This window comes from Gracilibacillus salinarum, from assembly GCF_022919575.1.
Lineage (GTDB): Bacteria > Bacillota > Bacilli > Bacillales > Amphibacillaceae > Gracilibacillus > Gracilibacillus salinarum.
Map to the genome: position 1 here is coordinate 1469588 of NZ_CP095071.1, position 15969 is coordinate 1485556.

A 15969-nucleotide genomic window follows, 5' to 3' on the forward strand; every position below is an offset into this window, starting at 1 on the left:
AGCTATCATGAAAAATATACAACTGGTACTGGATGTCGGTGGTGTGCTTGCCACTGATTTAGATCTATTCTGGTCCGAATTAACAGAACAGGCACAAATGCCTTATGAAGAGGTTAGACAAACATACCGACAAGAGATTAGAGAAGCGCTTTGGCAAGGACAGATTGAAGAGCATGAGTTTTGGAGCTGGCTCTATGATACGTTTCCAACGATTGAAATCCATTCTTTAAAAAAAGCACTAACTAATAGTTTATATACGTTGCAAGGGATGAATCACCTTACTGAATGGAACAAGCTTGCTGATTTGCATATCTTAAGCAACCATCGCTCTGAATGGTTACAACCTGTATTAGATCCGATCAGACCAATCTTACAAACTATTACCATTTCATCATTAGTCGGAGCCGCAAAACCGGAACAAACCATCTATCAGCATTGTATGGATCAGTTACCTTCAGGTAAGACTGTTTTATTTGTTGATAACAAACAAGAAAACCTAGAACCAGCAAAAGCACTAGGCTGGCATACCATACACGCCAAAGCTGATCAACAATGGATCAATAAAGTGACTGATTTTCTACATACGTATCAATAAGAGCAGATCCGTACAGGTAAACTACCTATACTGTGATTTGTCAACACCCATATGCTCACGCCTCGCTGTTTCTGCTAATATTTTACCGCGCATAACCCGCATGCGCCTAATTGACTTAATTAATAAACAACTTCCTATAATATGGATTATGTTTACTAGCAGCTTAGTGGTCATTTTGAAAAATTATGTGTGGTATGATAACGCTCCGTCCAACCACTCCGCGTCCTGCGGGGCACGGCTGGAGCTAACTTTGTGAAGAAGAACGCTTCACAAAGTGGATCTCCAGCACCTGCACAATCCCGCGGGAGTCTCCGTGGTTGGCCTCCGCTGATGTATAGCTCCACAATTTATGCGGCAGCTAGGATATGAAGCACTATCTGCAAGATTTACACCATAATTGATGAAATACATTGCTAAGCACCACTGCTTCTAGCTATTCCAATCGTTGTAGTACTTCCCATTAGCGGAGGAAATAGGCGGAGACTCCGGTGGAATCAGCGCGAGCTGAAGATCCACTTAGTCTGTGCCTGTGTCTGCAAGTACCGCTTCGAAGTAAGCTTCCTCGGCACAAGGCAGCAAAGATGCTGTTCGAGTAGTAGCCTAGCTAAAGCCGTGCCCACAGGACGCGGAGCCTATTTCCGGAGCTTTGCAACGCAGATAAAATATATCAAAATGATCATTCTGCAATACATCCTTTGTTGACATAATCCATATTATAAGAACCCACTTTCCTCTTTAGCATGATTACTTCTATGACTGTATTTATCTACTTTCTTTGATCGTAAAAAAAGGATTGCTTCGCTAGTGGAAGCAATCCTTTTGATTATTAATGCATATGGGATGCGTGACCTGAGGTTAGTACCCAAATCGATCCGAATACAATAATTAAAGCTAAAATAATACTGTTGATAATGTTGAAAACGTTAATCGGACCTTCTTTTCCTTCTGTGATATGCATGAACATAAACAATTGAACTATCATTTGGAAAAGTGCCATGATGGCAATCGACCAAAGCTTAACGCCGTATGAGAAATCCGTGTATAAGCTTAAAAACACAGCAGCTAGCGTTAATGCGATCGAAAGGACAAAGCCGATTAAGTGATTCCAAGGAAAACGACTAGAATGTGCGCTCATTTTACATCATTCCTTTCAAATACACGAATGTAAAGATAAAGATCCAAACGACATCTAAGAAGTGCCAGTATAGACTGGCAATAAAGAATTTACTAGCAGTTTTTTCTGTAATGCCGCGTCTAGCAATCTGAACGAGCAATAAACTGATCCAAAAAATACCAAAGGTAACGTGAGCACCGTGTGTTCCCAGTAACGTGAAGAATGCTGCTGTGAACCCGCTTGTTTGAATACTTGCTCCTTCATGTACATAATGGATAAATTCATTAATCTCCATATACAAGAAACCTGCACCTAGTAATAGGGTGACAATCGTCCAAATGATCAGGTTTCGCTTTTGCATACTCCGCATCGAGTGAATAGCAAGACCTGCAGTGAAACTACTTGTCAATAATAAGAAAGTTTCGATCAAGACATCTTTTAAGATAAAGATGTCTTGACCTGCTGGGCCCCCAGCTGTATTGTGTTCCAACACAAAATAAGAAGCAAACAATGTGGAGAACAGCACAATTTCAGCACCTAAAAATACCCAGAATCCGAAAATATTCATTTGATGTTGTTGTGAGCGATACTCTAATGGCGTATTTGCTTGTGTCATTCTAACTCACCTCTCCACTCTCGTTCTTCTTCTTCTACTTCTTCAGCAGGTATATGATATCCGTCATCATAATCAAACGTGTTGGCAATTAAACCAATGATGATTAAGACGGATGAAATGATCGCTAATGTAAACCATTCAAATACGAGGAAGAATCCTACAATTCCGAACGCCACACTGATGAAAATCGGTGTCCAGCTATTGCTCGGCATATGAATTGGTTTAATATCTGATTTTTTCAATCCTAGTTTTCCAGCTTTTTTCTTATACCAGAAATCATCTAAGCTATCTACCTCTGGTACTTTCGCAAAGTTATAGTGTGGTGCAGGTGAAGCTGTTGCCCACTCTAACGTACGTGCGTTCCAAGGGTCATTCCCTACATTACGCTCTGCGTAACGGAAGCTCCAGTAAATGTTGTAACAAAATGCTGCAAACCCTGCTGCCATTACTAGTGAACCAATTGCAGAGAATCCGAGCCATGCACCCCATCCAGTACTTTCGGAATACGTGTACATACGACGAGACATTCCGTCTAATCCAACGAAGAACATTGGCATAAATGTGAAATTAAATCCAATCACAAATAACCAGAAATGCCATTTACCGATTTTTTCATTCAATTTGAAACCGAACATTTTTGGCCACCAGTAGTATACTGCAGCGAATACTGCAAATACAACACCTGGAATTAATACATAGTGGAAGTGCGCCACTAGGAACATCGTATTATGGTACTGATAATCTGCTGCTGCCATCGCAAGCATAACACCTGTTACCCCACCAATTGTAAAACATGGGATAAATGCTAACGACCATAGCATCGGATTAGTAAATTCAATTCGACCTTTTCGTAACGTAAACAGCCAGTTAAATATTTTTACACCGGTTGGTATGGCAATCATCATCGTTGTTAACGAGAAGATCGAGTTAACAGCGGCACTGTTCCCCATCGTATAGAAGTGGTGTACCCATACAAGCATACTTAAGAAAGCAATACCGACAACGGCAAATACCATTGATTTATAACCGAATAGATTTTTTCTTGCGAATGTCGCAATAATTTCAGAGAACATACCGAACGCTGGCAGGACGACAATATAAACTTCCGGGTGTCCCCATAGCCAGAATAAGTTCAGCCATAGCATCGGGTCCCCGCCTGCAGCCACCGTAAAGAAGTGGGTACCGAATAAACGATCCAATGACATATAAGCTAAAGCAACTGTTAAAATTGGAAATGCTGCCACAATGATAATAGATGTTACGAATGTCGACCAGGTAAAGATCGGCAATCTCATCCATTTCAAACCTGGTGCACGCATCTTAGTAATGGTTACTACAAAGTTAATCCCTGTAGCTAACGTACCGATACCTGCAATCTGCAAGGCAATCGCGTAATAGTTGTTTCCGACTCCTGGGGTAAACTCTTTACCCGCTAACGGGAAGTACGAAGTCCAACCAGCATCTGGTGAACCACCAACAACGAAAGATAAGTTAAATAACATTGCACCTGCAAAGAATAACCAGAAACTTAATGCATTTAACTTTGGAAATGCTACGTCACGTGCACCGATTTGTAATGGCACGACAACGTTCATAATCCCGATAAGCATAGGCATCGCCATAAATAGAATCATAATGACGCCGTGTGTTGTAAAGATCTCATCGTAATGCTGTGCATCAAGGAATTCCATATCAGGTCTAGATGTTTGAGCTTTCATAAGGAGACCATCAACGCCACCTCTAAAGAACATCAAGACGCCTGAAATAATATACATTATCCCGATTTTTTTATGATCAACGGTAGTGAACCATTCGTTCCATAACCATTTCCATCTTTTTAAGTACGTAATTAACGCAACAAGACCTACCATTGTCAAGCCAATGGCGATTTGAGAGAACAGGATCAGTGGGTCACCTGTTACCAAAAGTTTATCTAATGACATGCTTTTCACCGCCTTATAAATTAATGATGTGAATGATCCTCGTGTGTAGAAGAATCAGTAGATTGTTCTGACTCTTGCTCGGCATTATCATTCGTTTCTTGTTCTGTATCTTCTGCTTGTTCCTGTTCACCAGAGCTATCTTCTTCTCCGTGATGGATCTCATACAAGTCAGAATCGATGTATTGCTCTGAACCGCCGTGTGCATGGTCGATCCATTCTAAGTGTGTACCGTTATATGTTTTACGCCCAATGACAGTAGGCTTTAATAATTCACTATATTCGTCTTCTGTTAAATCATTGGCTGTATTCTTCACATCCTGCACCCATTCATTGAAGTCATCATTTGACATTGCTTGGACTTCGAAGTCCATGTGTGCATAACCTCTACCATTAAAACTAGTGTTTCTACCGTAGAAAGAACCTTCCTGATCTGCTACAAGGAACAGATTCGTCTGCATGTTTGCCATCGTATATTTCTGACCGCCTAATTCTGGCACCCAGAACGATTGCATCGTACCTGCAGAAGTCATTTTAAATTGTACGGGATGATCAGCTGGAATATTGAGATAGTTTACTGTTTCAATTCCTTGTTCCGGATAACTGAAAATCCACTTCCAGTCAGCAGATGTGACATGGATCACGATCGGCTCTTCTTCCTCATAACCTTGCGGGATATCCTCTACTTCATAAATTGTCTTAGCTGTAGGGATCATCAAGGCAATTACGATGGCAATCGGAATTACAAACCAGATAACTTCCAGTAAATGATTTCCTTCCTCTTCTTCCGGTTCAAAATCACCGTCATCTTTTCTTGCTCTGTATTTCCAGATGATAAACCCGAATAACACAAAAACAATTAATACAATAATCGCCATGAATATAATCGAGTACACGATCAAATCAGACAAATTACGCGCTACCGGCCCTTTTGGATCAAAGACAATCAGCTTTGAATCACATCCTGCCAGTAATACAGGAATCAACAATAAAGTAAAGATATATGTGAGCTTCTTCATTGCCTTCATGGTGTTTCTCCTCTCCCAATTGTTACTATTTGTTTCTATTAGTTCTATACCCTTTAGTCTGAAGTTCAGACCACAACTGTCTTTTATTGTGACAGCTAAATGTGATGAAAATATGATGGAATCAATTTTGTCATAAATTGTTCAAAATAACACAATCTATTTTACTAATGTCGTTTTTTTCTATACTATTTGAGATAAGGAATATAACACGTTTGAGAGGGATAAGTATGAAGAAGATTTTAATTGTGGACGACGAACAACAAATGAGAATGATGTTGACGCTCTATTTGCGGAATGATTTCAAGCTCTATGAAGCGGTTGACGGTGAGGAAGCAATACGTATTTTTAAGGAGAATGAAATCGATCTTGTCCTATTAGATGTCATGATGCCGAAACTGGACGGAATCGCAGCATGTAAACAGATGAAGAACATTAAGTCAGATGTGCCAATCATTATGCTTACTGCGCTGAACGAAACCTCTCAAAAAGTGGAAGGACTGATGATTGGTGCAGATGATTACATGGTCAAGCCTTTTGAGCCTGAAGAATTATTAGCACGAATTCACGTACAATTCCGGCACTATGAAAAAAATGAATCATCGAGTAACAGATTAATTTATCATGAATTAACGATTGATCCTTCCTCACACGAAGTAATGGTGAAAGGCAAAGAGATCAAGTACAGCCCAAAAGAATTCGATTTACTCTATTTATTAGCAGCTCATCCAAACCGTGTCTACACGAGAGAGCAATTATTAGATATTATTTGGGGATTAGATGAAGTGGTCGATATCCGGACTGTGGATTCCCATGTTCGTTATGTCCGAGACAAGCTAAAAAAAGCTGGCATATCGAAGCAACCTGTCGAAACAGTATGGGGAGTTGGCTACAAATTTGATTGGGAGGATAAACATGAAGCTGAATAGTGTGGTTTTTAAGCTTGGGGCAACGATTTTATTTCTGCAGCTCATTATTCTGATACCGCTAGGGTATATCATCTTACAGTTGATTTTGAATTATTCGATTAACCAGACAGAAACACAACTAGTTCAACTTTCAGAGAAATATGCCGAGCAGGTAAACAGTGTGGAAGACCCGGACAATGTCCAATTATTGGAGCACTTAACAGAGATGACAGACACAAGCGCCGTCATTCTCGATGAAAATGGGGAAATGCTATTAAAGACTAATTGGGAAGAGGATATTTCTGATAATGTACTAGAAAATCCTGAGCTCAAACAACTGGAGGAAGGTGAATCGATCGTCAAAGAATATACCTTTGAAGGAAATACCTATTTGAAAGTTGCTCAGCCGATTATCAGTAATGATGCTTCCGTTGGCAGTGTTGTCTTATTTTCATCATTCGGACTTATTAGCAATTCCATTCATAATATTATTGTGCTGGTCATCCTTGCAAGTCTCGGAGCTGTCGGGTTAGCGATCGGCTTTACTTTTTTTATTTCAAAGAAAATAGGTGGGCCTCTCATTGCAATGGAGAAGGTCGCCAAACAGATTGCCGAGAAGAAAAACTTTTCGTTACGTGTAGATTATAAAGCAAATGATGAGATTGGCTCGCTGGCAGGTGCAATCAATCATTTATCGGAAACATTAGAACGGTACCAAACCAACCGTAATGAATTTTTCTCTAATATTACACATGAATTAAAAACACCACTCACTTATGTAAAAGGTTACGCGAATGCAGTCCGACATCAAATGTACCAAAACAAAGAGGAACGCGATGAGTTCCTTGAGATTATCGAAAACGAAACCGATCATATCAGCAATCTGATGGATGATTTAACAGACCTCTCTAAAATAGAAGAAGGAAAAATCGACTTGAATCAAGAAGAAATCAATGTGAACAGACTGGCAGAAGAAATGATCAAACGGTCTCAATTCAGAGCGGCAGAAAAAGGCTTAAAAATGAAGTTGGACGCTCCTAAGCATAACGTGTATCTATTTGCAGATAAGAGCAGGCTCGATCAAGTGTTGACCAATTTAGTAGAAAATGCGGTTCGATATACAGAAAAAGGGGAAATACATCTGCAGCTGAAAGAGGAGCCTAACCAAGTCATGATTCGAGTCAAAGATACTGGGATCGGCATTAAGAAGGAAGATATCCCTTACTTATTTGAACGTTTTTATCGGGTAGATAAATCGCGATCTCGCGCAAATGGTGGTACAGGATTAGGCCTAGCTATTGTCAAAAATTTAGTCGAAATGCATGATGGTGAAATTCACGTTGACAGTGAAGTAAATCAAGGAACCTCTGTTACCCTGCAGTTTCCTAAGAAAGGAGCAAAGAACCATGCGTTATCAAAATAAAGTTGTGCTCGTTACGGGCGGAGCCAATGGTATCGGTGCTGCAATTGTACAGGCATATCTTGCAGAAGGGGCTCAAGTGATTATCGCAGATACCCAAGTCCCTTCCGATAAACAAGCAGTATTTATAAAAACAGATGTAAGCAAAATGGATGAAGTGGAGCGTTTATTTACGCATATTCGCCAACATTATCAACGTCTTGATATCTTGATTAATAATGCTGGCGTATCGAAATTCAAGGATTTTTTTACCATTGGTATAGAAGATTGGGAAAACGTCATAAACACGAATTTACGTGGCGCTTTTTTCTGTGCTCAACAGGCAGCACAAATCATGAAAGAGCAATCCATCGCCGGCAGCCTAATCCAAATTGCTTCCACTCGAGCATTCATGTCAGAAGCCAATACGGAGTGCTACTCTGTCAGCAAGGGTGGTTTGTTTTCTCTGACACACGCACTTGCAATGACTTTACAGGACGATCACATTACCAGTAATGCGATTAGTCCTGGTTGGATACAAACGGAGGATTATCATGCATTACGAGATATAGATCACCAGCAGCACCCTTCCAAGCGAGTAGGAAAGCCTGAAGATGTTGCAAGAGCATGTTTATTTTTAACCGATCCGTCTAATACTTTCATTAATGGAGAAAATCTGATGATTGATGGTGGCATGACCAGAAAAATGATTTACGAACATTAACGAAAGGACGAAAAACATGGAATTGCAGCTGATAGAAGTATATATTCCCAGCAATCGCTTCGATCAATTTTTAATCGAAATACAGGATTTTGATTTTATTGAAAAGTGGCATACACCAGTGTCGGAATCACAACAACTGGTAAAGATCTTAATGGAAAAGAAAAACACGGAGAAAATTCTTGATTTTCTCGAGATGAACGATCGGGGAGAAGAAGAAATCCGTGCATTACTTTATAATATTTCAACGTATATTCCTCGTATGGAGGAGGACGAACAAAAAGAAAATGAACAGGATCCCGAAGAAAGGGAAAATGAGATCACAAGGGCAAGCCGGCATGAATTATATAATGTTGTGCAATCTTCTAGTAGAGCAAGTGTTAATTTCATTTGGATGCTTGTCTTATCGGCTGTAGTTGCCACTGCAGGCATTGTGAAGGACAGCGCCGCCATTGTAATTGGAGCTATGGTGATTGCCCCATTAATTGGTCCTTTCACCGCACTCTCCTTCGCTGCTATTCTAGGCGACTATCACCTGATGAAACGCTCTGCTCTTACTTCATTGTTCGGTCTTGCTATTCCGATATCTATTGCAGTCTTATTTGGTTTTCTTTTTCCATTACCGCTACATAGTGACGAATTTCTTGCTCGAACAAATATTGAGTTTATGGACATTATTGTAGCACTTGCTGCAGGGACAGCCGGCGCCTTATCCTTCGCCAAACGTGTATCTGAAGCGTTAGTTGGCGTAATGGTATCCGTTGCTTTACTACCACCCGCTGTCGTACTAGGCATGATGCTCGGTGACTTCTCCTGGGAAGCAGCCATTACCCCATTTCTGTTACTGATGGTCAATATTAGCGCCATTCTCTTTTCGGCAATTGTCGTGTTTTGGACCATTGGCATTCAACCGAACAAATGGCAAAAAATCCAAGTAGCCAATACTTCCAAAACCTATGCGTTAATCGCCGTCAGCCTTGTCATTATCATTTTAGCCGTCATGATCTATGTGATTAAATTTTAAGAACGGTGAAATCTTCTTAGCATTAAATGACGGGTTTGACCGGATACATCAGCTCTGGATGAAATAAACATCCTGCACTAGTTGTTCCATGCTTCATGCAAGCAGTTGTTTTTTTAAATACGAATGGGGCACTATTCGACCATATCAACCACTGAAGAATGGAGTAATGGACGAATAGTGCTTTTTTGTTCATAATACTCTTCATGGAGATCGTTTTTGATCGAATTAGGGTTATGTACTGCAGTAAATCAGCATTATATTTCCTCACGTATTGAATAATCTTACACTCATAAAAAATAGTAAATAACCTAATAATATTTGCACAAAACCTACATACAATTTATAATATGAATATATGTTCATATATAAATTTCAAGGAGGTAGTTTATGGCACATCATCACGATCATGACCATGGACACAGCCATGGCCACGGACATCATCATCACCATACCAATAACAAAAAAGCACTACTAATCAGCTTTATACTAATTACTGCTTTTATGATTCTCGAAGTCGTGGGAGGACTCTTGACGAACAGTTTAGCTCTTTTGTCTGATGCAGGTCACATGTTAAGCGATGCATTCGCAATGGGGTTAAGTTTATTCGCTTTTAAATTGAGTGAAAAAGCAGCCAATAATCAGAAAACGTTTGGTTACAAGCGGTTTGAAATTTTAGCTGCATTTATTAATGGCGTTACCCTCTTGGTGATTTCCATTTATATTTTTTATGAGGCTTACCATCGTTTTCTTGAACCACCGAATGTAAGTCCTGCCATGCTGTGGATTGCCGTAACTGGTCTTGTTGTCAATATCATCGTAGCCTTTATTTTAATGTACAGCGGTGATACCGAGGATAATTTGAATATGCGCAGTGCATTTCTCCATGTATTAGGTGATCTGTTAGGTTCGGTAGGTGCGATTGTAGCAGGTATTTTAATTATGTTATTTGATTGGAATCTGGCTGATCCGATTGCAAGTATCATTGTAGCCTTATTAATTTTAGTGAGTGGTTATCGTGTTACACGAGATTCGTTTCATATTTTAATGGAAGGAACACCTGATAACTTATCCTATCAGGAAATCGAAAACCAACTTGTCCAGCTGAATGGGGTTATGAATATACACGATTTACATGTTTGGACGATCACATCTGATTTCCCATCGTTAACCTGCCATATCGTTGTAAAAGAAGAGACTGACCGAGATCAGTTATTGAAACAGGCATCCACCCTGTTACATGATCAATTCGGCATACATCATACGACGATTCAAGTGGAAGGCGCCGGTTCAGATTTAGAAAAAGAGGAAGATTGCTGTAATTAGTTTGGAGGGAAAAAACATGACAGATGAAACATATCAGTCATTAGATGAAGAAACGCTCTTTTTAGTGTCACAGACATTTAAGGCATTAGCTGACCCAACAAGAATTAAGATCCTTCACTTACTATTTGAAGGAGAATTATCAGTTTCCAATATTGCAGAGAAGCTGGATTTGAACCAGTCCAATGTGTCTCACCAATTGCGGTTCCTGAAAAATTTGCGGCTCGTAAAGTACAGAAGAGATGGTAAGACAATTTATTATTCACAAGACGATGAACACGTCATGCGGATTCTTCAACAATCAATTGATCACGCGACGCATCATTAATAGCAATCGCTCTATCCTTGTTAGATGTGTGCTTTCTTTAATATTTGGATCATGTAAAGATAAAGTTAACTTCATCCGTGCCCCGCACGACGTGAAGTGGTTGATCGAAGCGGTATCCCAGCACAAGAAACATTTCAAATGACTATTAAGCAGTCAACATAATCGATATTATAAGAACCCACCTACTTGTCCAGCATGATTACTTCTATGACGGTACTTATATACCTTTTTTGCTAATAAGAAAAAACTTCGGCACTCGTAAAAACGAAGCTCAGTGCCGAAGTTTTTTTTAATGCATGGCGTTCTGCAAATTTCTTATACACAGGTGAACGAGTTAATTCTGTCTAGATCAATACCAAAATAGACCCAATTAAAACCAGTCCAGCGATAGCCTGATACGGACTGTCTGCCAACATAGGTTGGATAGAACCAGAAGGAGTTAAAGCGATTTAACCAAATATACGTATAACGATAGAGACAGCCGCGGATCGATCCAGGATCAACCGCATAAAGCTGCGGACCATCACCTAATTGATTAGGTGGAGCTGGTACATGTTGTGGTGGCGGTCCTGGTGGCATTCCGCCTCCACCCCCAGATCCTGGTGGTCCTGTTGGTGGTGGACCTCCAGGACCACCTCCGGGACCTCCGGGACCACCTGGACCTCCGGGACCTGGCCCCCATGGATTCCATTGACCTCCTCCTGAACCGGATCCTGGAAATAATGGGAAGAAGAATACTTGTCGGTCCTGAGGATACATATTGCCATATTGATCATACATGTAATCATAATTATTCGGATAGAATTGTTCCACAAAGATAACCTCCTGTCACTACACTATATGTGCAAGAGGTGGAATTGGGTAATTTGTCCATGTTAATTTGGGCACTTGTCTAGATAAACAATACAAACTTCTCCCTCTGCTTTCCACTTTAACTCCTTTTCTCATATTAAATATGATTAATCCTGCGGCTGTACTTTTTGCTTTCTTGACCGATAAGAAAAACCGGGAAAGCCCACCCGGTCCTTTGTCAAGATGAGAGGACATCCGAAAGTCTGTATTCCTGACCTCGAAAGCCTTTGTAATACTCCGGATACATTTCTCCTCCGCACTTTTCACAACTAAACTGTGGGGGAACACTTGGATCTCCTCCATCCATGATATCGAAATCTCGTACCACACTGTACGGGATTTTTTCTTCTTCATGACAAGTCAAACAATGATAGTTGACGGCTTGTTGGCTTTTGGATGGCTGTAAATGATCTCTTCCTTTTTGTTTCTTCTGTTTTTTCTTTTTTTGGTTTTTCGGTACTCGTGAGATAACGTATCATCCTTTCTAAATAGGCTTGGGCTTCTTGATTGATGGCTACTTTTATGTCTAACTGCTCGTTATCGAGACATACTTCTCCCATATATTCATAATAATTATCACAATGACGACAAACCATAGGGTCTTTCCCACCACTAGCGATTACGCGCTCTCTCCATGTTTGACGACGAAGGGTCTTTTTTACTTTCAAGAGGATGCGATTCACTCTCTCCTGCCACTTTTCGATAAGCTTTCTACATATAGATTTACTTCTGCGTGAATAGATGCCATAATGACGAATGACTTTAAATTGTTCATCCGGAATATGCCGAATGAGACACTTGATGAACTCTTCTACCATCATGGTTTCGGTTTCTTCTTCCCCTGTTTTCTTATCCATATATGTAAACGTCACAAAATCACCATCATATGCCACAATCCGGTTCAGACCAATCGCAGGTCGTCGCATATAACGACCGATATAGCGTAACTGTTCGGTTACATTTCCTCGATTTTTCGGTGCGTACACATAAAAACCATCTCCATTAGCACGATACGCCTTCTGTAATCGTCCTTGGACTTTCTTCTTTTCTTTTGGAGACAAATAAGCACGAATCATTTTTAACACAACAGTTTGCCATTGCTTTCGTAACCTTGTATAAGGAATATAGTCATACACTTTCCACGCTCCCCGTTTCGTTATCCCGCCCATGGTTACTAACATATGTACATGTGGATTGAAATTCAATGTGGAACCAAACGTATGGAGTCCAGCGATAATGCCGGGAGTTACCTTGCTTTTTTCTTCAAAGAATTCACGAATCAATCGTACCCCTTCGTCCATCAATGGTTTTAACAACTCTCGGTGCAACAGGAATATATCTCGTAAATCTTCATCAATAGTGAGAATCACATGGCGATGGTTCACTTGGTACACATCTTCGCTTAATAAACGACTCCACTCTTCACTTTCCCCCACAGCACAAGTCGTACAGAAGCGTCCTTTACATCGATAGGGAACGTGCTTTGTCTCATGGCAACCTTCACAAACAAAGAGCTTAAATCCTTTTTTCATATCCCCACAGTCTCTAAATTTTTCTACCTCCTTGATCACGACAGGGCGGATTCTATCTCCATACGTTTCCTTGAAGGTTTCCCAATGTTGATGATCATCAAATAGCATTTCTTTTAGTATATTTGTCTCCATACAAACACCTTATCACAGTTCAAAATCCTTTGATACCGCGGATTATATACTTTCTTTACTTATTAGAAAAACCGGGATAAACCACCCTGTCCTAATTGACTTAATCAATAAACAACTTCCTATAATATGGATTATGTAAACTAGCCGCTTTATGCTTAGTGGTAATTTTGAAATGATTCATGTGCTGGGATACCGCTCCGTCCAACCACTCCGCGTCCTGCGGGGCACGGCTGAAGCTAACTTTGTGAAGAAAGGCACTTCACAAAGTGGATCTTCAGCGCCTGCCTGTCCCGCGGGAGTCTCCGTGGTTGGCCTACGCTAGGATATGGGCTCTACAACTTTTGTAAGAGATAGCATATTGATCACTGTATATATATAACAGCAATTGAATGAATAACATAATGCCTAGATCCACTGCTTTTAGCTGTTTCATATGATGTAGTACTTCCCTCAAGCGCAGGAAATAGGCGGAGACTCCCGTGGAATCAGCGCGAGCTGAAGATCCACTTCATTTGTGCCTGTGTCTTCTAGTATCGCTTCGAGGTAAGCTTCCTCGGCACAAGGCAGCAAAGATGCTGTTCAAGTAGTAGCCTAGCTGAAGCCGTGCCCACAGGACGCGGAGCCTATTTCCGGAGCTTTGCAACGCAGATAAAATATATCAAAATGATCATTCTGAAATACAGCCTTTGTTAACATAATCTATATTATAAGAACCTGTCTTCCTATTCAGCATGATTACTTCTGCGACTGTACATATATACTTTCTTTGCTTAGAACAAAGGCGCAAGCGCCCGTATAGAGACGTAGCGAGTGGAGCGAATCAACTGAGATAAAGGAATCACGGTGAGCTTGCGAACCGATGATGACTTATCGTAGGGCGATTTCGCGAAGTCGCCTAGTCTCTGGGCGCTGGAGCCGGACGTGGCCGTTTCTGTCAGCGAACATCATATAGCCCAAAATTTATACTTTCCTTTCTTGACTTATTAGAAAACCAGGCAATGACATCATCGCCTGGCTTCGTTTTTTCTAGGATAAATATTTTTTTAATACTTTCGCACCATTACAAGAAAATAAGCATTCCTTCTCTTCCATTATTGTTTCTATATGAACATCTCTTCCCCACAATTGATAAATATACGGAAGTGTTTTCTCTAAATAACGGACATCCAGTTCCACTCCTTCAAAATGATGACGGAGGTATAACTCACCATTTCGTAAGTAATCACCATTCACTACTGTTAAATATGGAAAACCACCATTCAACCTGCTCGAAATCAATTGATCCCTGACATCTTCCCATTGTTTATCGACGATTTTGTATTGATGGCCTTGCTTCTGAAAAAGATACATATCCTCGCGTTCCACTAGGTCTTTCGTTAAATAATTCCGCATAAAAGAAATATCTGATTCTATTTCTCTTACCTCAAAGATTTTTTCACGGCCTGTGCCAGCTTCTACACCAAAGCGTTTCATTTCTTCTGTGGGATTATTATAACGCTCTTCAATATCCTCAAACATCTTAACCCCTAGATAATATGGATTGATTTGGGTAGTTGATGGCTGAACAACACTAGCATTTAATGAGGCGAATTCTACGGTTTCATCACTCGACAAGTCTAATTCTCGCATAATCCGTTGATGCCAGAATGTCGCCCATCCTTCATTCATAATCTTTGTTTCTAGTTGTGGCCAGAAATAAAGCATTTCTTCGCGCATCATGGTTAAAATATCGCGTTGCCAATCATCCAGCTCACGACTATGTTGTTCGATAAATAATAGGATATCTTTTTCTGGTTTCGGCGGAAAAGGCTTTTTCTTTCTTATCGATTGATCTGATTTCGAAGATACTGGTCCATCCAATTCCCATAAATCATCAAATTCTGTTCGTCTGGCCTGTTTTGGTGTTTCTTCATCATCGTCCTTTTGCCAATCCAGTCGTGCCTTTAAAAGGGTTGGATCAATATGTTCCTGTATGGCCAGCACGGCATCCAGAAACTTTTCCACTTCTTTAATTCCATATTGTTTTTCATATTTGGCGACACGATCGGCAGTCGCAGCCATACTTTCGACCATATCTCGTTTCGTATTCTGAAAACGAACATTATTTTTAAAGAAATCACAATGTGCTAACACGTGTGCGACAATCAATTTATTTTGAACCAGACTATTGGAGTGGAGCAAAAATGCATAGCATGGATTAGAATTAATCACCAATTCATAAATCTTACTTAAACCAAGATCATTTTGAAGTTTCATTCGGTGAAATTGTTTCCCAAAGCTCCAATGCGAAAACCTGGTCGGCATTCCATAAGCGCCAAACGTATATAGAATTTCAGGTGGGCATATTTCATAGCGCATTGGATAAAAGTCGAGGCCAAATCCTTCGGCAATTTCGGTAATTTCCTGAATTGCTTTTTCTAGTTTTTTTCTTTCATCTACTTTCAAACGAAACACCTCCACTAC

Annotated in this window: 14 protein-coding genes; 7 read left to right on the top strand and 7 right to left on the bottom strand. The window is 40.3% G+C overall.

Going from position 1 to position 15969, the window contains the following annotated elements; translation table 11 throughout:
• Positions 1–7 precede the first annotated feature (7 nt).
• The gene (locus MUN87_RS07140; RefSeq protein ID WP_244747021.1) at positions 8–595 is read left to right on the top strand and encodes an HAD-IA family hydrolase; all 588 of its coding nucleotides are present in this window, start codon (positions 8–10) and stop codon (positions 593–595) included.
• 826 nt (positions 596–1421) lie between these two features.
• Here MUN87_RS07140 and qoxD read toward each other — a convergent pair.
• The 4 genes from qoxD to qoxA are packed head-to-tail and all read right to left on the bottom strand — an operon-like array spanning position 1422 to position 5293.
• Positions 1422–1730 carry a cytochrome aa3 quinol oxidase subunit IV gene (qoxD, locus tag MUN87_RS07145; protein ID WP_244747022.1) on the bottom strand — a complete coding sequence of 103 codons (309 nt, stop codon included), beginning with the start codon at positions 1728–1730 and terminating at the stop codon, positions 1422–1424.
• 1 nt (position 1731) lies between these two features.
• Complete coding sequence (gene qoxC, locus MUN87_RS07150) at positions 1732–2325, bottom strand: cytochrome aa3 quinol oxidase subunit III (protein ID WP_244747023.1); 594 nt, start codon at positions 2323–2325, stop codon at positions 1732–1734.
• Positions 2322–4268 carry a cytochrome aa3 quinol oxidase subunit I gene (gene qoxB, locus MUN87_RS07155; RefSeq protein ID WP_244747024.1) on the bottom strand — a complete coding sequence of 649 codons (1947 nt, stop codon included), beginning with the start codon at positions 4266–4268 and terminating at the stop codon, positions 2322–2324. The genes qoxC and qoxB overlap by 4 nt, the downstream gene beginning before the upstream one ends.
• Before the next feature lie 20 nt (positions 4269–4288).
• Complete coding sequence (qoxA, locus tag MUN87_RS07160) at positions 4289–5293, bottom strand: cytochrome aa3 quinol oxidase subunit II (RefSeq protein WP_244747025.1); 1005 nt, start codon at positions 5291–5293, stop codon at positions 4289–4291.
• A gap of 227 nt (positions 5294–5520) precedes the next feature.
• Here qoxA and MUN87_RS07165 point away from each other — a divergent pair, with 227 nt between their 5' ends.
• The 6 genes from MUN87_RS07165 (at position 5521) to MUN87_RS07190 (ending at position 10990) form a co-directional block, all read left to right on the top strand.
• Complete coding sequence (locus MUN87_RS07165) at positions 5521–6219, top strand: response regulator transcription factor (RefSeq protein ID WP_244747026.1); 699 nt, start codon at positions 5521–5523, stop codon at positions 6217–6219.
• Entirely contained in the window at positions 6206–7621 is a 1416-nt protein-coding gene (locus MUN87_RS07170; RefSeq protein ID WP_244747027.1) for an ATP-binding protein, read from the top strand. The genes MUN87_RS07165 and MUN87_RS07170 overlap by 14 nt, the downstream gene beginning before the upstream one ends.
• The gene (locus MUN87_RS07175) at positions 7605–8321 is read left to right on the top strand and encodes an SDR family NAD(P)-dependent oxidoreductase (RefSeq protein ID WP_244747028.1); all 717 of its coding nucleotides are present in this window, start codon (positions 7605–7607) and stop codon (positions 8319–8321) included. Before MUN87_RS07170 ends, MUN87_RS07175 begins: the two co-directional genes overlap by 17 nt.
• Positions 8322–8337: 16 nt before the next feature.
• Positions 8338–9342, top strand: a complete 1005-nt coding sequence (locus MUN87_RS07180) for a TIGR00341 family protein (protein ID WP_244747029.1) — start codon at positions 8338–8340, stop codon at positions 9340–9342.
• A 387-nt stretch (positions 9343–9729) separates the two neighbouring features.
• Complete coding sequence (locus MUN87_RS07185) at positions 9730–10665, top strand: cation diffusion facilitator family transporter (RefSeq protein WP_244747030.1); 936 nt, start codon at positions 9730–9732, stop codon at positions 10663–10665.
• A 16-nt stretch (positions 10666–10681) separates the two neighbouring features.
• The gene (locus tag MUN87_RS07190; protein WP_244715216.1) at positions 10682–10990 is read left to right on the top strand and encodes an ArsR/SmtB family transcription factor; all 309 of its coding nucleotides are present in this window, start codon (positions 10682–10684) and stop codon (positions 10988–10990) included.
• A gap of 315 nt (positions 10991–11305) precedes the next feature.
• Here MUN87_RS07190 and MUN87_RS07195 read toward each other — a convergent pair whose 3' ends face one another.
• The 3 genes from MUN87_RS07195 to MUN87_RS07205 all read right to left on the bottom strand — a co-directional run bounded on the left by MUN87_RS07195 (position 11306) and on the right by MUN87_RS07205 (position 15951).
• Positions 11306–11749, bottom strand: coding sequence for a hypothetical protein (locus MUN87_RS07195; protein WP_244747906.1), 444 nt, complete (start codon positions 11747–11749; stop codon positions 11306–11308).
• A gap of 443 nt (positions 11750–12192) precedes the next feature.
• On the bottom strand, positions 12193–13506 hold the full coding sequence (locus tag MUN87_RS07200; RefSeq protein WP_244747031.1) for an IS91 family transposase: 1314 nt from the start codon (positions 13504–13506) through the stop codon (positions 12193–12195).
• A gap of 1026 nt (positions 13507–14532) precedes the next feature.
• Positions 14533–15951, bottom strand: coding sequence for a SpoVR family protein (locus MUN87_RS07205; RefSeq protein WP_244747032.1), 1419 nt, complete (start codon positions 15949–15951; stop codon positions 14533–14535).
• Positions 15952–15969: the final 18 nt, after the last annotated feature.